Annotated in this window: 26 protein-coding genes; 8 read left to right on the top strand and 18 right to left on the bottom strand. The window is 47.3% G+C overall.

All coding sequences use genetic code 11. From position 1 onward, the window contains the following. Positions 1 to 23 precede the first annotated feature (23 nt). From RUMAL_RS02960 to secG, 16 genes are all read right to left on the bottom strand, one after another. Positions 24 to 1,010 carry a GGDEF domain-containing protein gene (locus RUMAL_RS02960; protein ID WP_013497323.1) on the bottom strand — a complete coding sequence of 329 codons (987 nt, stop codon included), beginning with the start codon at positions 1,008 to 1,010 and terminating at the stop codon, positions 24 to 26. Between the two features lie 49 nt (positions 1,011 to 1,059). Then, the gene (locus RUMAL_RS02955) at positions 1,060 to 1,965 is read right to left on the bottom strand and encodes a PP2C family serine/threonine-protein phosphatase (RefSeq protein ID WP_013497322.1); all 906 of its coding nucleotides are present in this window, start codon (positions 1,963 to 1,965) and stop codon (positions 1,060 to 1,062) included. A 33-nt stretch (positions 1,966 to 1,998) separates the two neighbouring features. Next, positions 1,999 to 2,814 (bottom strand): vWA domain-containing protein, encoded by an 816-nt coding sequence (locus tag RUMAL_RS02950; protein ID WP_013497321.1) that lies wholly within the window; start codon positions 2,812 to 2,814, stop codon positions 1,999 to 2,001. Between the two features lie 32 nt (positions 2,815 to 2,846). Continuing rightward, a complete protein-coding gene (locus tag RUMAL_RS02945; protein WP_013497320.1) occupies positions 2,847 to 4,190 on the bottom strand; it encodes a serine/threonine protein kinase in 1,344 nt (447 codons plus the stop codon). Between the two features lie 24 nt (positions 4,191 to 4,214). Then, complete coding sequence (locus RUMAL_RS02940; protein ID WP_013497319.1) at positions 4,215 to 5,270, bottom strand: leucine-rich repeat domain-containing protein; 1,056 nt, start codon at positions 5,268 to 5,270, stop codon at positions 4,215 to 4,217. Between the two features lie 306 nt (positions 5,271 to 5,576). Further along, on the bottom strand, positions 5,577 to 5,822 hold the full coding sequence (locus RUMAL_RS02935) for a TM1266 family iron-only hydrogenase system putative regulator (protein WP_013497318.1): 246 nt from the start codon (positions 5,820 to 5,822) through the stop codon (positions 5,577 to 5,579). A gap of 40 nt (positions 5,823 to 5,862) precedes the next feature. Further along, a complete protein-coding gene (locus tag RUMAL_RS02930) occupies positions 5,863 to 7,548 on the bottom strand; it encodes a [Fe-Fe] hydrogenase large subunit C-terminal domain-containing protein (protein WP_013497317.1) in 1,686 nt (561 codons plus the stop codon). A 43-nt stretch (positions 7,549 to 7,591) separates the two neighbouring features. Beyond that, positions 7,592 to 8,659 carry a coiled-coil domain-containing protein gene (locus RUMAL_RS02925; protein ID WP_013497316.1) on the bottom strand — a complete coding sequence of 356 codons (1,068 nt, stop codon included), beginning with the start codon at positions 8,657 to 8,659 and terminating at the stop codon, positions 7,592 to 7,594. A gap of 591 nt (positions 8,660 to 9,250) precedes the next feature. Continuing rightward, positions 9,251 to 9,808: a hypothetical protein gene (locus RUMAL_RS02920; protein ID WP_013497315.1), complete on the bottom strand. Its 558-nt coding sequence runs from the start codon at positions 9,806 to 9,808 to the stop codon at positions 9,251 to 9,253. Positions 9,809 to 9,902: 94 nt separating this feature from the next. Beyond that, positions 9,903 to 11,132: a class I SAM-dependent rRNA methyltransferase gene (locus tag RUMAL_RS02915; RefSeq protein ID WP_013497314.1), complete on the bottom strand. Its 1,230-nt coding sequence runs from the start codon at positions 11,130 to 11,132 to the stop codon at positions 9,903 to 9,905. Next, the gene (locus tag RUMAL_RS02910) at positions 11,133 to 11,798 is read right to left on the bottom strand and encodes a hypothetical protein (protein WP_013497313.1); all 666 of its coding nucleotides are present in this window, start codon (positions 11,796 to 11,798) and stop codon (positions 11,133 to 11,135) included. Positions 11,799 to 11,805: 7 nt separating this feature from the next. Beyond that, positions 11,806 to 13,914: a ribonuclease R gene (rnr, locus tag RUMAL_RS02905; protein WP_013497312.1), complete on the bottom strand. Its 2,109-nt coding sequence runs from the start codon at positions 13,912 to 13,914 to the stop codon at positions 11,806 to 11,808. 11 nt (positions 13,915 to 13,925) lie between these two features. Continuing rightward, positions 13,926 to 14,057, bottom strand: coding sequence for a hypothetical protein (locus tag RUMAL_RS22660; RefSeq protein WP_272868099.1), 132 nt, complete (start codon positions 14,055 to 14,057; stop codon positions 13,926 to 13,928). 3 nt (positions 14,058 to 14,060) lie between these two features. Next, complete coding sequence (locus RUMAL_RS21640) at positions 14,061 to 14,222, bottom strand: hypothetical protein (protein ID WP_013497311.1); 162 nt, start codon at positions 14,220 to 14,222, stop codon at positions 14,061 to 14,063. Positions 14,223 to 14,336: 114 nt separating this feature from the next. Beyond that, the gene (locus RUMAL_RS02900) at positions 14,337 to 15,092 is read right to left on the bottom strand and encodes a GNAT family N-acetyltransferase (RefSeq protein WP_013497310.1); all 756 of its coding nucleotides are present in this window, start codon (positions 15,090 to 15,092) and stop codon (positions 14,337 to 14,339) included. A 110-nt stretch (positions 15,093 to 15,202) separates the two neighbouring features. Beyond that, positions 15,203 to 15,460 carry a preprotein translocase subunit SecG gene (secG, locus tag RUMAL_RS02895; protein ID WP_013497309.1) on the bottom strand — a complete coding sequence of 86 codons (258 nt, stop codon included), beginning with the start codon at positions 15,458 to 15,460 and terminating at the stop codon, positions 15,203 to 15,205. Positions 15,461 to 15,665: 205 nt separating this feature from the next. On the opposite strand from secG, the gene RUMAL_RS02890 reads away from it, so the two are divergent. Both RUMAL_RS02890 and RUMAL_RS02885 read left to right on the top strand, forming a co-directional pair. Further along, the gene (locus RUMAL_RS02890; protein ID WP_013497308.1) at positions 15,666 to 16,193 is read left to right on the top strand and encodes an SH3 domain-containing protein; all 528 of its coding nucleotides are present in this window, start codon (positions 15,666 to 15,668) and stop codon (positions 16,191 to 16,193) included. 4 nt (positions 16,194 to 16,197) lie between these two features. After that, positions 16,198 to 16,905, top strand: coding sequence for a M48 family metallopeptidase (locus tag RUMAL_RS02885; protein WP_013497307.1), 708 nt, complete (start codon positions 16,198 to 16,200; stop codon positions 16,903 to 16,905). 98 nt (positions 16,906 to 17,003) lie between these two features. Here the strand turns inward: RUMAL_RS02885 and RUMAL_RS02880 are convergent, their stop codons facing one another. Together RUMAL_RS02880 and RUMAL_RS02875 are read right to left on the bottom strand one after the other, a co-directional pair. Further along, positions 17,004 to 17,657 carry a vWA domain-containing protein gene (locus RUMAL_RS02880; RefSeq protein WP_013497306.1) on the bottom strand — a complete coding sequence of 218 codons (654 nt, stop codon included), beginning with the start codon at positions 17,655 to 17,657 and terminating at the stop codon, positions 17,004 to 17,006. Positions 17,658 to 18,066: 409 nt separating this feature from the next. Then, positions 18,067 to 19,902, bottom strand: a complete 1,836-nt coding sequence (locus RUMAL_RS02875; protein ID WP_013497304.1) for a cellulase family glycosylhydrolase — start codon at positions 19,900 to 19,902, stop codon at positions 18,067 to 18,069. Positions 19,903 to 20,455: 553 nt separating this feature from the next. Between RUMAL_RS02875 and RUMAL_RS02865 the strand changes: the two genes are divergently transcribed. From RUMAL_RS02865 to RUMAL_RS02840, 6 genes are all read left to right on the top strand, one after another. Continuing rightward, entirely contained in the window at positions 20,456 to 21,265 is an 810-nt protein-coding gene (locus RUMAL_RS02865; RefSeq protein ID WP_013497303.1) for a TrmH family RNA methyltransferase, read from the top strand. Then, positions 21,258 to 21,881 carry a class I SAM-dependent methyltransferase gene (locus RUMAL_RS02860; RefSeq protein ID WP_013497302.1) on the top strand — a complete coding sequence of 208 codons (624 nt, stop codon included), beginning with the start codon at positions 21,258 to 21,260 and terminating at the stop codon, positions 21,879 to 21,881. The genes RUMAL_RS02865 and RUMAL_RS02860 overlap by 8 nt, the downstream gene beginning before the upstream one ends. Positions 21,882 to 22,029: 148 nt before the next feature. After that, a complete protein-coding gene (locus tag RUMAL_RS02855; protein ID WP_013497301.1) occupies positions 22,030 to 23,376 on the top strand; it encodes a citrate/2-methylcitrate synthase in 1,347 nt (448 codons plus the stop codon). A gap of 236 nt (positions 23,377 to 23,612) precedes the next feature. Then, positions 23,613 to 24,104, top strand: coding sequence for a GNAT family N-acetyltransferase (locus RUMAL_RS02850; RefSeq protein ID WP_013497300.1), 492 nt, complete (start codon positions 23,613 to 23,615; stop codon positions 24,102 to 24,104). Between the two features lie 36 nt (positions 24,105 to 24,140). After that, positions 24,141 to 24,698: a cell division protein ZapA gene (locus RUMAL_RS02845; RefSeq protein WP_013497299.1), complete on the top strand. Its 558-nt coding sequence runs from the start codon at positions 24,141 to 24,143 to the stop codon at positions 24,696 to 24,698. After that, complete coding sequence (locus RUMAL_RS02840; protein ID WP_013497298.1) at positions 24,699 to 26,750, top strand: U32 family peptidase; 2,052 nt, start codon at positions 24,699 to 24,701, stop codon at positions 26,748 to 26,750. The last annotated feature ends 11 nt before the right edge of the window (positions 26,751 to 26,761 follow it).

The following is a 26,761-nucleotide window of genomic DNA, read 5'->3' as shown; positions in this document are numbered from 1 at the left end:
TTTCCTGTGAACTTGCCTAAAAATCAACCGCGGTTAGTGTAGAAGCAAAGCTGGTTCTTACCGCTTTCCTTAGCGTTGAACATTGCAGTTTCAGCGCATCTGAATACATCGTCTGCTGTCATAGCGCTCTCGGGGAAGCTTGCTACACCGTAGCTTGCTGCAACTGTATAAACATTACCGCCCATAGTGATAGGATCGCCGAAGATACCACTTATACCTGCAGCGTACTGGTATATAGCCTCATTGGTCATTCCGCTGCCGAGAACGATACCATACTCATCGCCGCCGATCTTTGCTGCAAATGCCTTGTCGCCGCAGTAGTTCTTGATCTTTTCGGAATACTGCTTCAGCAGTTCATCACCTATTGCATGACCGAAGTTATCGTTTATACGTCTGAAATCGTCCAGATCAATATAGATCATAACACAGTCGCCGCTGTTTCTGATCTGTCTTTCAAGATTCTCCATGAAGCTCTCTCTGTTGGGCATACCTGTCAGCTTGTCATAGTAAGCCATGTGCTTGAGGGTCTCGCCCTGCTCCTCTATGATACGATTCTGTTCAATAGCCTCGTGATAGCTCTTCTGGAGCTCCTCGTTCATGTTCTCTGTCTTGCTTGTGTAAAAATAGATGACCGAAGCGATACCGATAGAGATCAGTGTTACTACAACACCGGGCATTGCTTTTGTGCTGCCAGGAATGATCATCTGGAATATCAGTGTGTACAATGTATTTATAGAATTCAGTACCAAAGCTGTTATGAAGCCCTTCTTCTGAGCAAACAGTACGAGAACTACTGTTACAACGACCTGTATCTGTGATATAACACCGGCTATCGGGTTATTTCCGCTCTGTACAGCGGCCTTTGCTGCCTCGCCTGCTTTCTTAGCAGCTTCCTGTGCTGCCATCGCACCTTTACGGCTCAGCATTGCCTGTAATACACTGCATAACAGATATGCTACTATACCTACGATCACAATTATCCAATTTTTGGTTTCTTTTTTCTTATCCATTTCAAATTACTCCTGTATCCACCTATAATTTAGTTAACCGATATCCCGGTCAAAAGTTTGCGGTATGAAGCTTTGCTTTTCTTTCAGCCGCAAGCCTCTTATTTCTGTCTATCATTTCCTTCAGCAGAGGTTCCTTCTCAGCCGCGAATTCAACATCATATACGCAAGCCAGGGATATATCATCCTCTGTACCGAAATGAGACCTTTTTGTTATATTCTTTACTACCGATGCCTCGAGCACAGGCGAGCTGAGCTGAGATGCCAGTATCACATGATAATCCCTGAAGTCGTACTCACTTCCGAAGGAGGTATAAAGTCCGTCGGTAGATGAGAACATCGCTATAAGACGCTTGTCGTCTACATAGAAACTTTCAAACATCGAAGCTGCATTGGCGTTGCACATAGAGGATGTTATGTTGGCGGGATTCGCTTCCTCATACTCCATGGGCATTATAGCCTCGCCGTCCTCAAATATCGCAACAAAGCTGCCGTCGCCTATCTGTACACCGAAAGTGAAATCCACACCCGCAACAGCAGCGATAAGCGTAGTACCGTAGTACTGCTCGGGATTGATGTTTTCAAACTCTTCGGGAGTAAAGGGCTTCTTTTCAACAGCCGTAACAGGATGTTCCTCAAGATGCTTCATCACCTTGTTGTTCCATGTTGCGATTATCTGCCTTTCGATATTTCTGATTATCATCTTGTGGTTCTTTGGCATATTAGCTTCAAACTCGTCCGCTTTCTCATAGAACCTTTCAATAGTCTCGATAGTAGCCTCAACAGCGCACTGCGAGCCTATGTTGCTGCGAAAGTGTTTCTTGCTTCCGTGACCGTCAGCCACCACAGCTATAGCGTAACGGTCTGTTATCTTGTGTGCCGAGCTGTCCTGGCAAACTATACCCTTTGCCACATGGCTGGCACCCATAACAGATTGGCTAAAGCCATTAAAAGACATTTCTAAACTACACTCCTTCCGATGACCGTCGCTTTACCAGCCCGTATCGTAAGGAACGTCACTGCCGTCCGTCTGATCGCCTACCAGTTCCTGTATCTGCTGACCGAGCATCTTCTGCTTTGCAGCGTATACATCCTCCTCACTGAGCTCCTCATTAGTTTCATCGGAAAGCGTCATCGACTTACTTCCTATCTGCGAAGCTGTTACCGCGATGATCTTGATCATCGAAGCCAGCTGTCCGCCTGTGTAAGCATGAACAACAGTTTCCTTGGAACCTGTGAATTCAGCCAGCATCTCATCGTTAGCCTCATCACCGATACCCAGTGCAGCCTTCAGACCGAACTTGTACCAGCTGTTGGTCTGCAGTGCCTTCAGACCCGACTTGTAGTCATCCGAAGGATAACCGTCTGTCATCAGGAACATTACAGGTGCGAATGACAGCGAAGGCGAATTCAGGAAGCTGTTTCTTGACATTCTGGCTGCCAGCTCGGTAAATGCAGCACCCATGCTTGTAACGCCCTGTGCACCAAGTCTTGCCCACTCAAAATCCTCAATGGAGATAGGAGCGGAGTACATCCACTTTACATCAGTGTCAAAAGTCAGTACTGCTACCTTAACATCGGTATCAGCCTCACCGACTTTTCTTATCTCGGGTATAAGCTCCTCCATAACGGTATTGAGCTGACCCATCTTCTTGCCCTTCATGCTTCCTGAAGTATCGATCAGGAAGAATATTACGAGGCTCTTTTTAGATACCGCAGTCGCACCCAGGGGATCATCGTCATCGAAATCCAGCAGATCGTCGACTGTGGTGTTTTCCTTAACATCAGAATTCAGATTATTATTCATAGATCTTTATACGCCCTTTCCTTTAAATTTTGTTACATACCGGCTTTGACCTTACCGAAGTCGACTTCAAGATCCTTCCAGATCGGGAAGCCCTTACCGGGCTGTATGGGATAGTACTTTCCGTCAGGGAGCTTAGCCTGCCATGTATCCTCGGTACAGTTCTTTATACCGAGCACACCGGGTTTCAGCTTGTTCTCCACCAGTTCACCCGCCACGGTCAGGAAATCATCGCAGTCAGGATCGATCTCACACTTGTAGAATCTGCATCCGACATACAAAGGCATCCTGTTATCCCTGTTGTCAAAACCGAGTGTCAGGAACTCAGCACCGCACTTGGGGCAGCGGAAAGTCTTTTCATCAACTTTTGAGAACATGGAAGTGAAATTCGTCCTGCCGCATACGCACATGATTATCTCACTTCTCAGGCGAATAAACAGCTTCTGCCATTCATTCTCGATTATACGCTTGTTCGGATCGGTTATACCCTGTGTGAATGAGAGTATGAAAGCTTCTCTTATGTACTTGGGGTATATTCTCCAGAACTTGATGACATTGTCATGTATACCTCTTACAGGTCTGTTGGTAGCATTGTCGGGATCATATACGAACACAGCATCCTGTCCGTAGTGTCTGAGCTCGGAGGATTCTGTCAGGCATACATCCTTGACAACCTTTTCACCCTCCATAGGATCACCTCTGAACAGCAGCTTGAAAAGTACCACAGCAAGTGAATACTTATCGGTCTGTACATCAGGCTTAGCGATACCTCTTACTACTTCGGGAGCCATATATCCCGGCTTACCGCCTATACCGAAGTTGCTTCCGTCAGGTGCGATATTATCGCAGTCGCAGACGAGCACTGCACCGGTATTGACATTGATAAAGAAACCACCGTCGTTAAGGTCCTGATAGCTCTTACCAACACGGTGGAGCTGTCTGAACGCATTCGCGATATTGATAACAGCTGTTACCATGGCATAAAGGCTGGTGAACCTTACGGGCTGCTTTGCAGCTCTGCCTGTCAGCGGATCGATGACCAGCTTATAGGTATTGAGTATATCCACGAAGGAATCGAAGCTTTCGGGCTTCAGCTCCATGATATAACCGAAGGTCCCCTGGTCGTTCTCCTTGGTCAGATACTTTGGCCACAGGAACTTATTGCTGGGAGCACCGTCCTGTATATTGTTCTTGATGTTCTGTCTGAACTCCTTGGGGCGCTTGATCTTATCAACATCATACCATTTGAGCGCCCATTTCTGGGAGTTGAATTCCACGAGGTAAACAATACCCTGACCACCGCTGCCGATGACCTTGAGGACTTTTGCTCTGCCTCCGAATTCCATCTCGACCTCCTGGCCGATCTTCAATTCAACCATCTGATATTTCCTCCGATTTCATCCTTATATTGGTTTCTGCTTCAGACCTACGCCCTGCGCAACTGTCTCATAGTCGATATTATAAGTAAGGCAATACTTATGAACGTATGAATTGACATAGCAGCGTATCGTAAGCTGCGGACAATACGAGAAAGCGTTTTTATCAATGAACTTGACGCTGTCAGGCAAAAACAGCTTTTCCAGCTTTTCACATCCCGAGAACGCCTCAACGCCTATACTGCTTACAGTATTAGGCACATCTACAACAGTAAGGTTCGAGCAGAACTCAAAGGTATTATCCGGTATTTCAAGGATACCCTTTGGTATCTTTATCATAGCGAGCTTTCCGCACTGGCTGAAAGCACCCTGCTCTATGACTTTAAGTCCTGCCGGCAGCTCTATACCTTTCAGGTTCTTGCATTCAGCAAAAGCATAATCGCCTATCGCCATCATGGTAGAAGGCAGTGTTATGGATCTCATAAAGCCGAACCTGTCAAAGCAGAAGCTGTCTATCTTGGTGAATCCCTCAGGGATAACTATATTTCTTGCAAGTCTGTGTCTGCCTGCATCCGATGTCCTGTAGATCTTGCTGTCGATCTTCAGCTTGGGCTCATCAGGCTCCTCATCCTTGGGCTCATCTTCCTTCTTTTCTTCCTCTTTCTTGGTCATGGAAGACTGATAGGGCCAGCCCAGAGTGTAGGTAAAGCAAGCAAGTACGAACTCAGCGGCATTTTCCGATACGAAAAGTTCATTTATCATATAGCTCTTAGCACTCAGCAGAGCGTATTCCCTGTTGGTCTTTTCTTCCTTGACCATATTTTTCAGTACGCCTGCCCTCATGGCATTCACTAGGAGCCTGCGTTCCTTTTCGTAGCCGTTAAGGTAATCGTTAAGTGTAGAAACGAACTGTGTCGGATCATTGATAAGTATGCTGCCATGTTTTTCCATTATTGTCTTGAGTATATGCTGTATCTCAATGGTATTATCAAAGCCTTCGATATTCTGCGGAGCAGGCGCGCCGCATTCGGGGCATTCAATGGCATTCGGGGGCAGCTCGGCATTACATCTTTCACATTGCATTTAACTTCTCTCCTGTCATAATTATTTGTTGACCGCCTTCATCTCAGCAATATACCCGAGATCTCCTGTCACATCGTTGACTTCAGGACAGTCCGAAAAGGAAATTTCAATTATAAACTAAGCCAATTACATTTATTTCAGTATACCACTATTTGATAATAATGTCAAGTAAAAATGATATCTTTAAGCCAAAATTTACGTAAGATACACAAAGATAACGTTTTCGAAATCGCCTCAAACATCCATTTCGTAAAAATGGGCGGCAAGTCCCGCAGTATTGCAGGTCTTAGCCGCCCGTTATCGGTGTCATCCTACCGAACAGACCGTGTTCGACGAAATGCCCTCCAGTGCGTTTATTTTTCGTGCAAGTTCGTCAATCGTCTCCTCGGGAGCATCGACAGCAACGCTGATTATGTTTATACCCTTGTTCCTGTAAGGAACACCCATTCTTCCCACAACGTATTCGCTGTACTCATGCAGAAGACCGTTTATGCCTTCCACGGAAGAACCTCTTTCAATGATTATCGCTATGACCGCGACCTTTGAAGCCATGACTCACCTTGCCTTTCCGCCCTGAAGTACGGGCTGTATTTTATGATTTCTTTTCGCTCGCCTTGTGGAGAGTATTGTTTATCTCCTCAACAAGCCTGGTTATCTCACCGATGGAGTTATTGATAAGTCCCGAACTCTCATTAGTCACATTAACATTGTCATCAAGTGCGCTGAAAGCATCTATGGTAGTTTCGAGTATGTTTATCAGCTGGCTGACACTGCCCGAATCCATAGTAGGATTATCGTTGCAGAATGCAACTACATTGGTGAGCAGATTCCTTACAACATCGGCTCTCTCACTGGTCTTCGCAGTAGAATCACCGATAGTCTCCATATTCTTGAGTATATTGTCAACATCCGCTTTCAGCTTATCCGAAAGTTCCAGACATTCATAGGTGATCTCTGCCAGCTTCTCATGCTGTTCAGCCAGTTCGCTGTGTCTTGCCACCATGACAGTCTTTGCGTGTACCACGCAGTTATCAGGTGTATTCAGACCTCTGTATATAGCTATAGCCATATCGCGGCATGATCTGTGTCCGCAGGCATGACAATCGTACTTCTTGTCATCCTCGGTATGCTTGCCCATGCTTTCGTATATAGGATCCAGCTGTCTTTCCGTAGGTACGGGTGTAGGAGTAACGGGCTTGTAGTTTCTGAGGAAGTCATTGAGCTTCAGTTCATCATCGAACTTCTTGAGCATCTTGTCGTCGCCTCTGCCCATAAATCCTGATTTACGGCGGCTCTTAGCCTCATTCTCAACTTCCTTCATGGTCAGCATAACATCGAACATTGTCTGGTTCGTGCTTGCGCCGGGTCCCAGGTTGCAGCCGAATTCACATGAAAGCACATCAAATATCTCAGGGTGCTTGAAGTCAGGCATCTCAGCATACATATCAAGCTCGGGGAACACCTTCTGTGCACCCTCGGATGTTGTGATGTTTATATCCTGGTTGTGCAGCCAGATATTATCTCTCAGTCCGCCGGGACGTGAGTATATAGCGCCCACCTGACCCTGCTGGTCATCGAATTTGTATTCATAATCCTCAGTGCTGGATACGGGTATGGTTATACCGTTTCTCTCAAAGTAATCATTCAGCTTTTTGAAAGTTACATTGAAATCAATAAGACCTGTTTCCTCAGCCTCGAATTTCTTAGCTATGCAGGAAGACAGCACTGCTATGGGGTTATTCCTGTTCAGATACTTCTTGATGTATACAGCACTGCAGGAAACAGGGCTGTGTATGGGAGACAGGTTAGCCAGCAGCTTGGGCTGATATGTCTCTACATACTTTACTATGGCAGCACAGGGCTGTGTTATTATATTGCCGACCTTTTTCTGCTCTATTGCTCTCAGGTGAGCCCATGTGCAGATATCCGCACCGAAGGATGCATCGTATATCATGCAGCCCTGCTTACGGAACCAGTCGAGTATACCCTTCCACTTCGTAGGGAATCCTGTCTTGATAGAGGGATCAGCCAGTATGATTATCTTTTCCCTCTTCATCCTTGTCATGCACTCCTCAGTGTCGTCGATATAATCTCTGGCACCGTGGTTACAGCTTTTTACGCATGATCCGCACCCTATGCAGCGGTCAGGATTGACGGTAGTTACAAACTTGCCGCCCTCCAGCATCTTGGTTATATTTGCCTCAGGTGCAGGACATGATCTTACGCATGAATTACAGCCCACGCACTTGTCAGGTCTGGTTATTATCAGTTCGCTCATAATGAATACACTCCTTACCAATTATTATCGCAGCAGCCGATAACTACTTTTTCAATGCACTAGCCTGCTTCATAAGATCGGCAAGGTCTACGCCGCCCGATTTTTTGCCGTCATCTTTTTTGTCGGCAGCCTTCTCACCGGACTTATCATCGGTCTTTTCAGAAGCTTCTTCCTCTGACTTTTCCTCATCACCCTTTTCGGACTTGCCCTTGTCGCCGCCGATGGATGCTGCCATCTTAGCCAGTTCTTCAAGTCTTGCATTGGACTTCTTGGTCTCCTCAGCAGACTTTCTCGGCTCGGGCGCATCAGGGAGTTCAGCTTCAAAAGTTTCAGGTATCTTGAATTCAGGCACACCGCCCTCGTTAAGCTTGTCTTCAGTGGTCTTCAGGATGTTCTCAGCCTCGGTACTCTTTTCCTTTATAAGTTTGAACACTTCGCTGAGTGCAGCCATCTGTTCATTAAGACCCTCTACCTCTGCGAGCATGGAAGCTCTGAGGTTATTGGAAGCCACCTTCATCTTCTCGGATGCGTTCTTTGTTTCAGCATCAGTCTCGGCAGCCTTCTTTTCAGCCTCGTATACTATCTCGGCAGCAGTGTGGTTCGCATCGTCGATCATCTCTTTAACGAGCGCTTCTGTCTGTGCCTTCTTCTCATCAGCTTCTTTGTTAGCATTTGCAACTACTGCTGTTGCGGAAGCCTGTGCAGCAATAAACACCTGGCTGAGCGCATTCGCCTCATTGTCAGACTCATAAGCGTTCAGCTTTGACTTGACATCCTCCAGTTCCTTCATTGCCTCTGCGTGAGCAGCCTTCAGCGCCACAAGCTCCTCCGAGAGCTTAGCTTTATCTTCCTCGGAAGCCTTCAGCTTAGCCGAAGCTGTTTCATTCTGTACCTGCAGACTGGTCAGCTTGACTCTCTCCTGACCGAGCACAGCCTCATGAGCCTTTTCCTCGGACGAACCTTTCTTGTATTCCTCCATGAGCAGCTTTGTTTCGCGCAGTTCATTTTTAAGGTCAAACAGCTGAGAGTTCAGAAATTCAAATCTCTTGATAACGTCATCTCTGTCATAGCCGCCGAACTCTACCGTCTTGATAAATCTGGTTTCCGCCATTGTATCATCCTCCTGATGCCGTACCGTACTTCACGGCTGCGGCAAGCTTTTCATTATTATACCCGTAAACTGTACACTTGGCACAGTTCATAATAATTCACATTAATAGTATAAAGCTTTTTTTCATAATTGTCAATAGATTTTTTTACAAATAAAGAAAGTTTTTCTACGTTTTATGCAAAACAGTTCAGTTAGTTAAGATGTTTCTCTGCTGTTTCACCGATTCTTTGGGCTTTTTGCCTAATTTCAGCAATTCACTTTTATCAAACTCACACAAAACCGTTCAGTTTTATTGAACGCAGAAATTAACCATGCCTTTTTGTGCAGTTCTTACAAAAAAGCGTTTATTCATTTATATTAAAACATGGTTATCCCTTTAACACACCATTACAAAATGCTATATAACAATGAATCATCGTGTTGATGTTATCCTTCCCCCGCCTGCGGCGGGGGAAGGATAACCGCCGAGTATTTCTAGTTCTGATATTACACCAAATTAATTGGTGTGTAAACGGGATAATCAGATATTAAAATAAAATATTATTGCTAAGAGCGCAAAAAACGCCCACTGTCGCCCAGTGAGCGTATATCTTACCAATCGTTCTCGCAATCCTTTATAAGGGTCTGAACTTCCTCATTAAAGTACAGCCCCACATCAAAAAGCTTGTCTGCCTGCTGTTTGGTTATCCTGCCCGTCAGCGAATATACGAACTGTCCATGCTGACGCTGCGTACCGTCCCAAGAGTCTATTATTTTTATCCAACCCGCCTTGCCGAGAGCTCTTTCAGGGAATTTCGCTCCGGGTACGAACTTATCTGCCAGCATTATGGCACATCTGTTGTGGTTGGTATAGTCGCAGGAATAGGTATCGCCCTGAGGTGACATCCACCCCAGCTTGAAGTTATCATCGTTCTTCAAAAACATCTTCTCCAGCGGGAGAGGATATTTCTTGTCTGATTCGATGACCTTGACAAAATTGTAGTCATCCTTCTTGAAAGAAAAGTAACCGCCGCTTCCGTCCAGCACTACGGGGAGCTGTTCTTCCTTGATAACAGTCTCAAACATAGTACCTTTAAGTGTATCAAGGCTGTCATGGTACTCATAGCAGTACAGACCGTTGGCAGACCGATACACAGCATATTTTTTCACAGCGTTTTCTCCCCCCTCCTGAATGATATCAGCAATAGTATTTTATCACATTTCAGCCTTATTTGTCAATAGCAAATATTAACATAGCCTTATATCACACTACCTGGAACAGATAGAATTTCAGATAATCAGTTTCGGGCACATTCATGAGTATAGGGTGGTCGGGTGCCTGCTGCCTTGCTTCTACCAGCTTCAGCTGAAAACCTGCATCATGGGCAGCGCTCATAAGCATCTTCACAAACAGCTCATTCGTCATAAAATGCGAGCACGAACAGGTGGCGAGATATCCTCCGCGCGGCAGCATCTTCATGGCGCGGTAGTTTATCTCCTTGTAGCCCCTTTCAGCGGAATTCACGGTCTTACGGCTCTTGGTGAATGCAGGCGGATCGAGGATTATGAAATCGTATCCCGCCTTTTCCTCTGTCAGCTTGGGAAGAAGATCAAACACATCGCCGCACACGAAGTCCATTTTATCGGACAGTCCATTCCTCTCGGCATTTGCCTTTGCTGTATCCACCGCAAACTGAGATACGTCCACAGCCGTGACGTGTGCCGCACCGCCGAAAGCCGCATTCAGCGCGAATGAACCCGTATGTGTGAAGCAGTCCAGCACCTTCTTGCCCTTAGCAAGCTTTGCCGCCGCCAGACGGTTGTACTTCTGATCGAGGAAGAATCCTGTCTTCTGACCGTTCTCAACATCCACCTTGTAATATATGCCGTTCTCGCATATCTCAGTAACAGGTGTTTCGGGCGGTGTGGGAAGGAAGTCAGCCCTGTACCAGCCCTTTCCCTGCTCAAGACCTTCAAGCTCACGTATAGCCACATCGTTGCGCTCCATTATTCCGCGGAGTGTAACGCCGTCAGCGGCAAGCTCCTCCGTCAGCAGGCGGTACAGCATATCCTTTCTCTGCTCCATGCCATAGCTCAGCACCTGTACCGAGAGTATGTCATTATAGCGGTCAACAGTCAGTCCCGGCAGACCGTCGGATTCACCGTGTACCAGACGACACGCAGAGATATCATCGCCCATGACCGTCTTTCTGTGGTCGAGCGCATACCTTATCCTGCGGCGGAAGAAGCTTTCACCAAAAGTTTCATTGGCATTATCCGAGAGTATCCTCACCCTTATCTTGCTGTTCAGGCTCACAAGTCCCGAACCCAGATAGCTCCCCTTAGGTGACAGAACATCGGCTATACAGCCGTTCTCCACACCCTCGTCAGATACCTCTATCTCGTTGTCATACACCCATGGGTGTCCGCCTTTCAGCCTGTTTTCGCACCTTTTGCTGACTTTGAAAGCAGGAAAGCTCCTCTGCTGCTTCATTTATTTTTCCTCCTCTTTTTTCCTGTACGTCAATTTCATATCCACCGCGAATATGATAAGATCAAAAAATATCATAATAACTCCGAAACCGTAGATATAAGTAAACAGCATCCTCATGGGAAGCTGCCTTATCACACGGTCAGCCCACACGCCGCAAAAATACAGCGTAACTATAAAAGCCGATATATCAAAAGCTATCTGCAATCCCGATATCACCCTGAGTTGCAAGCCGCTGTTCTCCAAAGCCCTGCGGCTAACTATCCTGCGCAGAAGAACTATCGTCCAGCCCCCAAGCAGAAGTGCCGCCGCAGATACAAAAAACGGATAGAATACCAGAATTCTGTTGCCGGTAACATCATAAGGCTGATAAGTGTGAAGTATCTCATGCAGCCTTTCCGCCGCGGACATACCTGCCGTCATTTCGCTTATCGACTTGAAATGCACACCGGTTTTTTTCGGGAACTTATGATATACAAACAGCATCCGTAAAAAGCTGATATCGAAAATTATCCAGCTGAACGCCCTGAATATGATATGGCAAAGTGCTGTATGCCCTATCACAGTTTTATCATCGCCGTCACAGCACATGATCCTTCCTATAAAAAGTCCGTGTGTACCTTTGCCCGTAAGCAGCCTTTTCAGCTTCTGTTTTTTATCGTCAGTCATTGTTTCGTCACCTGTCCGCAGGTACAAAATCCACCTTGCCCGAATTCACATTCGCGCCCAGCACCTTTACCCTGAACCTCTCGCCCACGCGGTATTCCTCGCCTGTTGAGAAATTTTTCAGCTTCATCATGCCGTCGCACTCGTAGTAGCCCTCAGGCATATTATCAAGGTGCAGCAGACCCTCGCAGGTGTTGTCAAGCTCGATGAACATACCGAAATCCGTAACCGATACGATAACGCCCTCGTATTCCTCACCGATATGACCCATCATATACTCAGCCTTGTAGCAGTCATCGCAGGCACGCTCGGTCTGCATAGCAGTAAGTTCCGTTTCGGTGGAACGATCGGCAGAAGCATATACGAACTTATTGAACCTGCTGCGGCATTCCTCAGCAGTCATGCCGCCGAGAAAAGCCGACATTATCCTGTGTATGGAAAGGTCGGGATAACGGCGTATCGGTGAGGTGAAATGAGCATAGTCCTCCAGCACCAGACCGTAGTGACCGATAGGCTCGGTATCGTACTTCGCCTTTGACATACTCCTCAGCACTGCATTGTTTACTATTTTTTCAGCGTCCGTATTTTTGGACATTTCAAGTATCTCCGCCAGCTGTTTCGGTTTTGGGTCATCACCCATAACATACATGATATCCAGTCCTGCAAGCAGTTCTTTCAGACCGTCTATCTTCTCCGCAGAGGGCGGCTCGTGAACACGGTATACAAAGGGCAGTTCGTTGTCCTTGCCGAATCTCGCCGCACATTCGTTGGCTGTCAGCATGAAATCCTCTATCATTTCCTGCGCAAAGCCGCGGGTGTACTCGCCCACACCAACACAGACGTTGTCCTCGTTTATCATCAGGGCACTTTCGCTGGTCTCTATCTGTGGTGCACCGCGGGCGATACGCTTCTTGCAGAGTATCTCCGCCAGTTCTTTCATCAGCGGCAGCTGTTCCATTACCTCGGCATATTTCTCCGAAAGCTCACGGCTCACAAAGCCGTCAAAGATATCATTTATCTCGGAGTATACGCCCTTTACCCTAGACCTTATCACTGATTTCGCAAACTTGTAGCTGACTATATTTCCCGCATTATCAAGCTCTGTCAGGCAGGTGAAAGCCAGTCTGTCCTCCTTAGGATTAAGCGAGCATATACCGTTTGAAAGCTCCGCGGGCAGCATTGGTATCACCCTGTTTGCGTAGTATACACTGGTGCCGCGCTGAAAAGCTTCGTTATCCAGCGGCGACCTTGGTGTTACGTAGTGCGATACGTCTGCGATGTGAACGCCCAGTATATATCCGTTATCCGTCCTCTGCACCGATATAGCATCGTCGATATCCTTGGTATCTGCGCCGTCGATGGTAAATATAGGCAGATCTCTCAGATCGAGCCTGCCCTCCTTTTCCTCATCGGATATCCCCGCCGAGGATACTCTCCTTGCCTCATCGATGACCTCCGCAGGGAATACAGGTGTCAGCCCCGCAGCTTCAACTATGCCCAGAGCGCATACCGCCGCTTTCAGCGAACTTCCCAGACATGAAACTATCTCACAGCGGTGCTCGCTGTGCTTTTCGCCGCGCCTTGTTATCACAGCGATAGCCTTGTCGCCCTCGTGCAGCTCCAGCCCGAAAGGATTGACGAAATCCAGGGCATACTTCGATATCACATCGGGCATTATTTTCAGCTTGCCGAATTCGTCAACTATCTCGCCGCTGAACCTGTTGAAATTCTCCTCTTCGATGGATACCACTTCACCCTCGGGGCTGTCGCCGCGGCTCTCCCTGAGCTGTACCATTACGATATCTCCGGGCATAGCGCCAAGCAGGTGCTTTCCGGGAATAAATACTTCCTCCCCCGTGTCAACGTTCTTCACAAAGCCGAAACTCTTGTGCAGTCTTGTGACCTTGCACTTTTTCAGCTTGCCGCCCTTGCCGAGAGTGAATCCCATCTTGCCCTCGATGATCTCGCCTTTTTTCTTCATTTTGTCAACGGTCTTGGCAAATTTATCAAAATCAAAGTTCCCCTTTCGGAAACTTTTCACAAGCTCCTTAAAAGTCACAGGGCGCTTGCCCGATGCTTTCAGCTTGTTGTATATCATTTTTCTGTAATCCTGTTTCATATATTCTCCTTTTACTTCCTGTAATATTTCACCTTGAAATACCGTTCGGCTTCACGCAGGGTGTCGAACCTTCTATGGAGCCAATCTTCACTGCGTTTCCATGCAACTCTCAGCTGAGTAATATCCTCCATCGGTATGCGCACATCTCATATCTCCCAGCTGTCATAAAGCCGTTTATATGCGGACTTTCCTCCGCATATACTGATTCTGCGGACCGCCCTGTTGGCAAGTGTCTTGGCTTTGTATCTGTGCGGACCTTTGTTATCACTTATTATGAAAGCCGCAAATCTCTTGTAACTCCTGCTCATGCCGCACCTCCTGCTGTTTTGCTGCCTTTATCTCACCCGAGATACTCTCACTGCGAATAAATATACAGTACGGTTTATTATATCCATTAGTTCTATCCTAAACAGCTCATACACTCACTTTTCAAACTGAAGCGCAGTATACTCCTCTTTCAGAGTATACCCGAATTTTGAAGCTATCTTCAGCGACATCGTATTTGCCGCGTCCCAGTGGGCTTTCAGACCTCTCTTTGCGCACTCACCGATGAATGCCGCACCTGCTATCGTTGCCAGACCTTTCCTTCGGTAGTCGGGGTGAGTAGCTATCTCTACCTCAACTCCCCTGCTGTACACCGAATAGCATGAAGCCGCGCAAATAAGCCTTCCTTCATGGGTTATACAGCATCCGAAAGCATTCTTATGAAAATCATTGTAGTCCAAAAAGTTTCCCACAAATGCCCATGACCATGTTTCAGCAAGCGCCTGACGATAGACATCCTCGCTTATCAGCTCGAGTTTGCAGTCCGTAAATCCGGACATATCTGCAAACTTTTTCAGATTGTCCGTATCGAAGCTTTCTGGCATTTTAGTGCGGTAGCGGACAGTCCTCTCCAGACCCTTATCAAGTGCGAGAAGCGCCTTCGTCCACTCCTCGGAAGCAGGCATGAACACCGCCTCGGGGTTGTTCTTCGCTATCTCAAAAGCCTCTCGGGCAAATGCAGGGTCTCCCGCAGTAAAATAAAAATCACCCGCTTCGATGACCCCCGCAGCGGGTCTCTCGGGATCATCACACCAGCATATACCCGTTCTGCCCTCAGCACAGCTTATCAGCACCGAATCCTCAAAGCCCTCAAACAGCGGCATCAGAGCCTTTCGGTTCTCCGTTTTTACCATATTCTTACTTTCCTCCATATGAAAAAAAGCCCCGCTGCGGCAGGGCTGATGTTCTCTCCACTTGATCTACGCAAGCAGCACAGATATAGCCGCCCGCTTTTTGATACAGCTTATTTGCTGAGATATTTGTGGATAATACTTACTGCGATAGTCAGTACAAACATGACGATCGCTGCGTTCCTGGTAAGTCTGTTGAGCTTGGCATCACGAGTGTTGCCCGCATTCTTGCCGTAGAACGAATCATTGTAGCCGCCGCCTATAGCGGAAGTAAGACCGTCATCCTTGGAATCCTGGACCAGAACTACCAGTATGATAACAATGCTGCAAAGTGCAAGCACTACGCCTGCGCCTATTTCAATATAGCTCATAATACTTTCCTCCGTAGCTGATAACATAATTTATCATATTATAGCACACTTTTCTGAATAATGCAAGGGGTATTCATAATTTTTTTACGAATATACACGCCCATCCCTTTATTTCATCAGTATATTGACCGCCCTGTGTTGACAATCTTCGCCAAATGGATTATAATAGTTTGGAAACACCGGATATGCAAAGGAGAATTTTCTGATGAATAAAAAAATAAATTTTCGTTCTGTCGGCGTGGCATCTGTCATTGTCGCCGGGATATTTCTTGTATGTATGGTATTCATCATCGGCAAGGTGGTTTTCGCAAGTAATTCCGAAAATCCGCCTGCAGGCATCGACACTGCCACTATAAATACCAACGTCACCGAACCCAGGATCAGCAATAACGCTAAACCCGTCACCACCGCTCCGGCTGACAGCGCTGACATAACAGAGAGCGGAGCTTCCGACGAGAGCAGCCCTTCTTCAGCTGCCGAGGAAAGCTCATCCGCACCCAATGAGACGGAGACAAAGTATATCACCGAGTATGCATACCTTCACACACAGCCTTCCAATGAGGCTGAGAATATCGTATGCATGACCCCCGGCGTAGCTGTGACAGTGCTTGGCTATGAAGACAACGGTTACGTCAAGGTCACATTTACAGGCAACGACGGTGAGCTCACAGGTTATATCTACCGTGACTACCTCTCTGATTACCAGACCGTCCTGCCGCCCTGGGAGCAGTAAAGTCATGGCAAAGTTCCTCACCTGCATCACCCTGTCGGGCGGCAGAAAACTGAACTTTATACTCGACAAAGGAAAACGCAGGAATGCTGTTCTTGCAATAAACGAGGGCAGGCTGACCGTCCGCGTCCCGGAGCGTTTTGACCCTGCACAGATACGCACATTCATCGAGCAGCACATAGAATGGATAGACCTTAATCTTGAAAAAAGTGCTAAGCATTCAGGTCTCCCCGTGACCTTTGAAGACGGCGAGGAGATACGTCTGCTGGGACAAAAGGCGATAATCACGGCCGTACCCTCAGACAGATACTTCAAGCCCCGTTTCGAGGACGGCAAGCTGCTCATAGCCGTATGCGGCAGCGTTGACCATGAGTATATGGTACGTCAGATACAGACATATATAGTTGAGCTTGCAAACCGCGAAATAACCGAGAGTATGCAGCGGCTCACGGCACTTATGGGGCTGTTCCCGAAAAAGATCACTGTGAAGGATCTCAGCGCCAGCTGGGGAAGATGCAGTTCCAACGGGACCATATCCATAAACTATAAAGTTGCCGCTTATTCAAAAGCCCATATCGACTACGTATGTATACACGAGCTGGCACATCTGGTGCACATGGACCACAGTGCCGATTTCTGGAAACTGGTAGAGCGCTACTGCCCCGACTGGAAAAAGATACGCGGCAGTATGCGATCGGATAATGACGAAGAATGAAGCCCTTATTTTTATAGAGTATTTTCCCCGAGGTGTTTACCGGCACTTCGGGGATCTTTGTTTTCTGGATTTGTCTGAATAGTCGATGGTTTTGTTTTTTATCTCGCCGCGTCCTCTTCCATCTCCGCATTCCAATCATCCATAAGGGGTGCCGATTCTCTCATACAGCTCACAGCCCTGCCGACTGCACCGTACATCAGCTTTGTACCTCTGCCGTCGGCTTTGTAGTTTGAAGCGTGTCCGATACCCATAGAGTCTGCAGTCGCCGCCGCATCTATGTTCGCACCGAGGAATATGAATTCCCAGCCATACTTTTCCTGCTCCTTTTTTATCAGCCGCTTTACAGTATCGTACCTGAATTCACGGCTGGCATTTTCCATTCCGTCGGTGGTTATAACGAATATGGTCTTTGAGGGCACATCCCCGGGACGTGCATATTTGTGTATACCTGCGATATGCTGTATCGTCATGCCCACAGCATCCAGAAGTGCGGTACAGCCGCGGGGCACATAGTCCCTTTGGGTGAGGGGCTTTACCTGCGAGATATCTTCGCGGTCATGGACATATACAACGTCTGTATCAAACAGCACAGTGGTCACAAAAGCCCTGCCATCTGATTTTTTCTGCTCTTTGATAAGGGAGTTGAATCCGCCGACAGTATCCGCCTCCAGCCCTGCCATAGAACCGCTTCTGTCCAGCACGAATACCAGTTCGGTAATATCGTTCTTCCTGATGATGTTATTCTTTTTCATAGTCGTTCCTCCTTCAGGTCATGTGGTCTGTGTTTCTTACTGTGACTATATGATACCACATTCCGAAGGAGATAAGGTCGCTTCACGGGCGACATTTTTTGACCGCAATATTTTTATATAAACAAAGTACCCCGGCGATCAATCATCGCCGGGGCATTTTCTTTTGGGCCTTACTGTTCTCTTGAGAGGGGGATACAGTATTCCTTTGTCTTCACCAGTTTTTCTGCATATCTTCCACATACACATTATAGCTCATCCTGAAAAAAACACATCACCCATAATGATGACCCGAAGTGTAAAATATTTCATTAAAATTTCTACACTTTATACAATTCGTTCGTCCGTGAATAGTAGAAAAAGCTGTATCAGACCGTAAAGCAAGTTATGCTTTATCTGACAGGATCATCTATCAAGCTATATTCTTGTCGGGAAGGCTCTTTTTGGACTTTACATGGGCTGCCATAAGGGATAGATCCGAAACATTCACCCTGCCGTCCCCGTTGATATCTGCTGCTCTGCGGCGGCTTTCCGACATGAATATCTTAGCTTTTACCTGTGCTGAGGTCAGTGTGACATCGGTAACAGTTATCTTACTGTCGAAGTTGACATCACCAAGCTTGTAGCCCGAAAGATCGGCAGGATCAATACAGTATCTGACTTTAGATGAGCCCTTGAATGAGCCTGTACCGGTAACTGTGACGTATGCATCACCTATATTCCTGCAGTTTTCGTATGCGATAGTGTAATCGCTGCCCTCATTGAGCCTTTTGCCCTCAAAGGTGACTGTAACGGCAGGCTTGTGTTCATTGCCGTCATATGTATATGAATTCTGCGAAAGAGTTATCTTGCAATCACCTATGGTCTTTTCAGCGACTGTGAATGTCAGCTTTACAGTGCCGGTATAGCTGCCCTTGCCCGTCAAGGTGACAGTACCCGTACCTATAGCTTTACCGCCGCTGTAAGCTGCGGTATAATCGGTACCGTTTGTCAGGGTCTTGCCGTTGTAGGTAACAGTGACTGAGGGCTTATGCTGAGTGCCGTCATAGAAGTACTTAGTCTGTGAAAGGACAGCCTTGCATTTGCTGAGGTCGGTCTTTGAAACAGAACTGCCGTAATAATTCTTGACCAGAGAATCTACAACAGGTTCAGCGGTGCTGTACCACGCGAGGGTCTTTCTGTTTATATAACCATGACCTTCACCGTTATTGTAATTATCCTTGGGAGAGTTATTATCCCAGAGCACTATCGGTATACCCTTCTGCTTTGCAAGCGTTGCATAGCTTTTAGCCCACTTGACGCGCTCATCGGTATTGTTCTTGTTTGAAGAACTGAACTCACCTATAACAACAGCCTTGCCATTGGAGAGGAAGATACTGTTGATATTATTGAACAGCTGTTTGAGCTCATTTTCCTGAGCGCTGCCGAATACACTTGTGGCACCGCTGCCTGTATTCATTGTGAAATTATAAGGTGAATAGGCGTGTATGGATACCATGACATTAGGGTCATCGGGTATGCTGAGTGCACGCATCGCAACGGTAGTGGAGCTTGCGGCATAGGTAGGTATCATCAGGCAGCGTGTCTTGTTTTTTCCGCCCGTTGATCTTACGGTATCCACGAAATCCTTATCAAGCTTGTTTATCACCTTGCGCATATCATCGGTACCGCCGTCCCACTCATGTGCACCTCCGTAATTACGGGGCTCGTTCATGCCCTCAAATATAAGGTGACGGTCATAATCCCTGAACTCGGTGGCTATCTGTTTCCAGAAAGCTTTCAGCTCCTTTGAAGCAGCTGCGTAGTTGGCATTGGTGGGGGTGTTCCATTCCTCGTGATGGATATTGAGTATAACGTATGTATTCTCATCCACAGCCCAATCGACTACCTGTTTTACTCTGTTCATCCATGCGGTGTCGATATTGTAATTTGCATCTGCATGGGGATACCAGGTGACGGGTATACGTATAGTCCTGAAACCCTTTGCCTTAACGGCATCAAAAAGTGCCTTTGAAGCTTTGGGATTGCCCCAGAAGGTCTCGGATTCAAGACCCATCTTTTTGTGGTTAGTACCGTCATGGGCTTCAAGTGTATTGCCGAGGTTCCAGCCAAGACCCATATCTTTAGCTATCTCCACAGCGGTCATGGAGGATACGTCCTTAGCCTGTGCACTTACAAAAGGCAGTGCGGAGGCAGTTATAATGCCTGCCGTTACAAGGCTAAGTATCTTTTTAAAATATGCTTTCATAAAAAGCTCCTTTCATAAAAATGTAATATATATGATTATACCACAAAGTGTTATTTTTTTCAATAAGCGGCAGATAATTTTATTCAAAATCACAGACATCTTTTTGATACTATCTGCGATAATATTTACACGGTATCGGGTCATGGGAGTTTGCCTGATCATAAAAATTCATTTGGACCGGAGATATTATTATTCTGTTGTCAAGCTGCTGATGACCTCTGTACAGTATAACACGTCGCTTCATATCCTCGTAGTCATAGTCAGCGTCAGCCTGCCATCGTGCGCACAGAAATCTATATATGTAAACGGCACTTGGGGTGCCGGAGTTTTTATACCCTTCTATATACAGCGAAAAACTGCCAAAAGTTGTACGTTTTTGTACAACTTTTGCAGAAATATGTCCGAGTTAAATTTAAAATCATTTGTTTGTACAATGCTCGTATACGGGATATGTACAAGAACAACAAAGAAATGAGGTGAGACAGGTGTTGAAAAATATCCGCCGTTATGGTATGATGATATATGATATAAGTAAAAAAGGGGGCATACATAAATGGGCAGGATAATACTTGCAGACGATATCGAAAGCGAAGAGCTGGCACCTTACAGGGATACTGCAGAGCTTGAGCTGAAAAATCGGGGGCTTTTCGTGGCGGAGAGCCCGAAAGTGATACGCACCGCACTTGATGCAGGATATGAGGCTGTATCGCTGCTTATGGATGAAAGGTACATCTCGGGGCAGGCGGCGGATATCGTTGAAAGAGTCGGGGACGTGCCTGTATATTCGGCAGGAAAAAAGCTGCTGGAAAAGATAACTGGTTTCAAGCTGACACAGGGAGTACTCTGTGCCATGAAGCGAAAAAGCGAAGACACGGCACTTCCTGCAGAGGTACACAGGGTAGCGGTGCTGGAGGATATCATGAATCAGACCAATATGGGTGCTATATTCCGTTCGGCAGCGGCGCTTGGCGTTGATGCCGTGCTTCTGACAGACGGCTGCAGCGATCCTCTGTTCAGGCGGACGATACGTGTCAGCATGGGTACGGTATTTCAGGTGCCTTGGAAGTTCATCGGGAAATCGGACAGCGGATACATATACAGGCTGAAGAAAGAGGGCTTTCTGACGGCGGCTATGGCGCTTAGGGCGGACACTGTCAGCATTGAGGACGAGGGGCTGAAAAGGGCGGAAAAGCTGGCGATAGTCCTTGGCACCGAGGGCGACGGGCTGAAAGCTTCCACCATAGAGGACTGCGATATGACGATAAAGATACCTATGGCACACGGAGTGGATTCGCTGAACGTTGCCGCGGCGGGTGCTGTGGCTTTCTGGGAGATGAGGTACAGGGGTGATAGGAATGAGTAATCCCTGGGAAAAGATAGGGCTTGATGATTATGAAAGACACATGAGTCTTGACACGGTATGGCAGTTACAGGCGCTTGACGGCATCATGAAAGAACAGTTTAACGCATATCCCGCTAAAACAGCGATGATCTTCGGTATCGCAGGCGGTAACGGGCTCGGCAATGTGTGTGCGTGGGACTTTGAGAAGATATACGGAGTCGATATAAACAGGGAATACCTGAAAGCAGTGGAGAAAAGGTATCCTCAGCTTTCGGGAATGCTGGAATGTATCCGCGCCGACATTGTGACAGAAGCGGAGAAGCTTCCGACGGCAGATATGCTGATAGCTGACCTGGTGGTGGAATACATAGGGTATGAGGCTTTTGTGCGGGCTGTAAGCAAGGTGTCGCCCCGATACGTCTCATGTGTTATACAGGTGAATGGCGATGAAAGGGAGTGGGTATCGGATTCGCCGTATATCCATGTGTTTGACATCCTTGAAGAAGTTCATCACAGCATAGATGAAAAAGGGCTGGCGGCAGCGCTTGGTAAAGCAGGATATAAGGAAGTACTACATGACAGGGTGGCGCTCCCTAATGGCAAAACGCTGGTGAGGGCAGACTATGTTAAGGAATAAGACTCATTAAGACCATGCGCTGCGGAATGTATGGATACATATGTAAAATATCGATAGTATATGTGTGAATTACAGCTTTCCGCAGTTGACAAAAATGGCGGAATGTGGTATAATTACAGAATATCCAAGGAAAGTGAGATGAACATGAATGGTAAATGATACAGCGAGGAAACTGCTCTGTCAGCAGTTTGTGAAAAACAACACCATAGACCCCGGGTACTATGACAGGTACAGCGTAAAGAGAGGTCTGAGAAATGCCGACGGCACAGGTGTTACTGCGGGTCTTACCAATATTTGCAACGTTCACGGATATGTGGTGAATGAAGGAGAAAAAATGCCGATCGAAGGTCAGCTGATCTATCGCGGCTACAATATAAACGATCTGGTTGGAAATGCCGTTAAGGAAAACCGCTTCGGCTTTGAGGAGATAGTATACCTTCTTCTGCTGGGTGAACTGCCCAATAAGGATGAACTGAAGGCATTCAGGCACATGATAGCGGAGAACCGTCCGCTGCCTGCTGATTTCTTCTCGGATATGATACTCAAGGCACCGTCTAAGGACATAATGAACAAGATGTCACGTTCCATACTGGCGCTTTATTCATATGATGACAATCCCGAGAACCGCGCCCCCGAATATGAAATGGCAACAGCGATATCCATAATATCGAAACTGCCCTACATAATGACACTGGCTTATCAGGTTAAGAAGAGGACATTTGACAATCAGACGATGTTCCTGCATCCTCTTGACCCGAATCACAGCACTGCTGAGATGATACTGGCGGCTATACGTCCCGACAGGAAGTTCACGGACGATGAGGCTAAGCTTCTCGACCTGCTGATGATGCTTCACGCTGAACACGGCGGCGGAAACAACTCCACCTTTGCCTGCCGCGTACTGACATCTTCGGGCACCGATCCTTACTCTGCATACTCCGCTGCTATCGGTTCACTGAAGGGACCCAAACACGGCGGTGCGAACATCAAAGTATCTGCTATGCAGGAGTGTGTAAAGCAGCACGTTGCAAACTGGGACGACGAAGGCGAAGTCGCAGATTTCCTGACAAAGATACTGAAGAAAGAGGCTTTCGATCAGTCGGGTCTTATATACGGTATGGGTCATGCGGTATACACCCTTTCCGATCCCAGAGCTGTGATACTGAAAGCCAATGCAAAGCGCATGGCTGAGGGTACGGAGTTTGAGAAGGAATTCCACCTGCTGGAAACTATCGAGCGCCTTACACCTGAACTGTTCCTGAAGATAAAGGGCAGCACAAAGGCTATGTGTGCGAATGTTGATATGTATTCGGGCTTTGTTTACAGAATGCTGGGTGTACCTCAGGATCTGTTCACACCTATGTTTGCGGTATCGAGAATGCCCGGCTGGTGCGCTCACCGTTTTGAAGAGCTTGTTACCGGCAAGAGGATAATCCGTCCTGCTTACAAGGCTGTGGCTAAGGAAAGAGCTTATGTACCTATAAACGAAAGATGACAGATATATGCGTCTGCGGAGTTTTCTGCGGACGCATTTTTTATATGGCGGTGTGGTCAAGGGATGACCGGTCATTCAGCCGTAAATATAAAAAACGGATAATTTTAATTTTTTCTGTGAAAGGGGTTTATTTTTTGTGAAAAATGTTGTATAATGAAAAGTGAACAGTTTTGCGGACAGATGATGATATATCGTGGGGTCAGTGAGGCTGATGTGACAGTTCGGGAGAGCGTGATATGGAATTCGATGAGCTTTACAAAAATGATGCTGACGGTATAAGGGAAATGTCAGCTATGGCATCGGAGATAGTCAGGGAGCACTATGACCCGATCATAGGCAGAAAACAGAACGATTATATGTTAGCTATGTTCCAGACGGAGGATGCTATAAAAAAACAGCTTGACAGCGGATACAGATATTTCTTTGTAAGGAACAGCGGCAGGAACGTGGGCTTCATGGCGTTTTACCCGAAGAAAGACAGTATGTATCTCAGTAAGTTCTACCTGTACAGAAATGAGCGCGGCAAGGGCTATGCTCGGAGCATGATGGGATACGTGAAGGATGAAGCAAAGAAGCAGGGGCTCGGAAGGATCGAGCTCAATGTCAATAAAAATAACAGTGCCTGCAGGATATACGAGGCGCTGGGACTTCGTATGATACGGTCGGAAAAGAATGATATCGGAAGTGGATACTTCATGGACGACTATGTATACGGACTTGATATATGATATACATTAATTTTATTTTGCAAGGAGGAGTATGCTATGGCAACCTACAAAGTCACGATAATGGGAAGGGATTACAACCTGACAAGTGAGGACAACAAGGATTACACAGAAAGACTGGCGGCGGCTCTTGACAAGCGCCTGAAGGATATGAAAGCGCGTTTCACCAGTCTGACAGTAACTGACTGTGCTGTGCTCACAGCCCTCGACTGCATGGACGAACTCGGACAGGCAAACAGGAACATAGACAATATACGCACACAGATAAAGGACTATGTTGACGATGCAGGCAGAGCGAGAAATCAGGCTGCAGCTGCACAGAGAGAGATAAAGTCACTGCAGGAAAGGGTCGAGCAGCTTGAAAAGGAGCTGGCTGAAAGGACTAATTTCAGTGCGATGAACAATGTGGGTGAAGCTGTGAGCGCTGAAGATATCCTCAGGGGGGACATCAAGGCAGCGATAGGCGAGAATACTGTTACAGAAACAAAGCCTGAGATAAGTGACGCGCAGAGGAAATCGATACAGGACAGCCCTTACATGAAAAGCTTTGAGCAAGCTATAGCTGCAGGCAGCAGCGGACAGGGGAACGATAAGTAAATGGCTGAGATATTAGCACCATGCGGTTCGGTCGAGGTACTTACAGCTGCACTGAGATCGGGCTGTGATGCGGTATACCTTGGAGGAGAGAAGTTTTCTGCAAGACAGAACGCAGAGAATTTCAGTGACTCTGACATTGAAGAAGCGGTATACCAATGCCACAAGAGAGGCGTAAAAGTATACCGTACTATAAACACAGTGATATTCGATGAACAGCTCGACGATTGCATAAAAGCGGTGAAACACTGTGCGGCTGCGGGCGTTGACGGCATCATCACACAGGACCTTGCACTGGCTGAGATAGTACGCAGGTGCTGTCCCGATATGCACATACACGCATCTACCCAGATGACCATACATACCCGCCGCGGAATGGAGGTCACGAAAAAGCTGGGGTTCAGCCGTACTGTGCTTTCAAGGGAACTCCCACTTGATATAATAAGGGAGCTTTCCGCACTTGGTATCGAGACAGAGGTGTTCGTACACGGGGCGCTCTGTATGTCGGTATCGGGTCAGTGCTTCATGAGCGCTGTGGTGGGTTCGAGAAGTGCCAACAGAGGTCTTTGTGCACAGGCTTGCAGACTTCCCTGCAATGCAGGGGGCAGAGGAAAGGACAGGTATGACCTTTCCCTGAAAGACCTTTCCTACTGTGATGAACTTAAATGTATAGTAAACGCAGGCGTAAGCTCGCTGAAAATCGAGGGGCGCATGAAACGCCCCGAATATGTGGCTATGGCAGTTGACAGCTGTAAAAAATCCCTTGCGGGTGAGGACTACGACAGGCAGACACTTGAAGCTGTATTCTCACGAAATGGATTTACCGACGGATATCTGCACCACAAACTGGGTGGGGATATGTTCGGTATGCGCACAGGTGAGGACGCGGCGGCAGGTGCTAAGGCTATGCCTAAGATACACGAGCTTTACCGCTATGAGGACAAGCGCGATACCATCAGTTTTGAGATAAGGATAAAGGCAGATGAAGCTGTCAGGCTGACAGCGCGGGACAGTCTCGGCACGGAGGTCTCTGCGGAGGGCGGATATCCCCAGCAGGCGAAAAGCAGGGCTGTCGATGAAGCCGCAGTCATTAAACAGATTTCAAAGCTTGGCGAAACCATATACACCTTCGGCGGTGCTGAATGTGATATTGACGAGGGTCTTTTCGTCAGCCCCGGTGAACTTAACGAGTTAAGGCGTAAAGTCTGTACGGAGATGGACAACGAGCGTGCGCTGAAAAACAGCGCAGTTGTCCCCTTTACTAAGTCCGATATCACCGACTTTGAGAAATACAAGGGTGGCGGACAGACTATCCGTGTAAGCGTGACTAACCTTGAACAGCTTGGTGCGGTATCTCCCGAAAAAGTGGAAATGTGCTGTGTCCCCCTTGACCTTGCGGTGAGGGCGGCTGAGGTCTTCCCTGCTGATAAACTCGCGGTTATGATGCCGCGCTTCACCTTTGACGAGGATAAACAGCTGAACCGACTTGCAGAAGCAAAGCGCGTGGGTATAAACCACCTGTATGCCACAAACCTTGCCCATACCGAGATAGCCAAAGAACTTGGCATGGTTCTTCACTCGGGATTCGGGTTCAATCTGACGAATTCATGTGCGCTGAATATGGCTAAAGAACTTGGTGCGGCTGATGCAATTGTCAGCTTTGAACTGAAAGCGGCGCAGATATCACGGCTGAAAAAGCCCCTGCCCATAGGTGTATACGCCTACGGCAGACTGCCACTTATGCTGACGGTGAACTGTCCGATATCGGCGGCGGCAGGCTGTAAAAACTGCATACATCATATCACCGACCGCACAGGCAGGGATTTCCCTGTCAGGTGTTCAAAGCGGGAAGGCTATGTGGAGATACTCAACAGCGAGGTGCTTTACATGGCTGACAAGCTTGGCGACCTCCGAAGTGCTGATATACTTATGCTTGATTTTACCGATGAAACTCCCGCACAGGTGAGACACATCATCGAAGAATACGAAAACGGCGGACTTAACGGCAGACCCGATAAGATAACACGCGGTCTGTATTACCGCGGTGTACAATAAAGGAGACAGTT

The sequence above is a fragment of the Ruminococcus albus 7 = DSM 20455 genome, assembly GCF_000179635.2.
Taxonomy (GTDB): Bacteria; Bacillota; Clostridia; order Oscillospirales; family Ruminococcaceae; genus Hominimerdicola; species Hominimerdicola alba.
The sequence above is the reverse complement of the archived record's forward strand: the minus strand, read 5'-3'. Positions and strand labels throughout refer to the sequence as shown.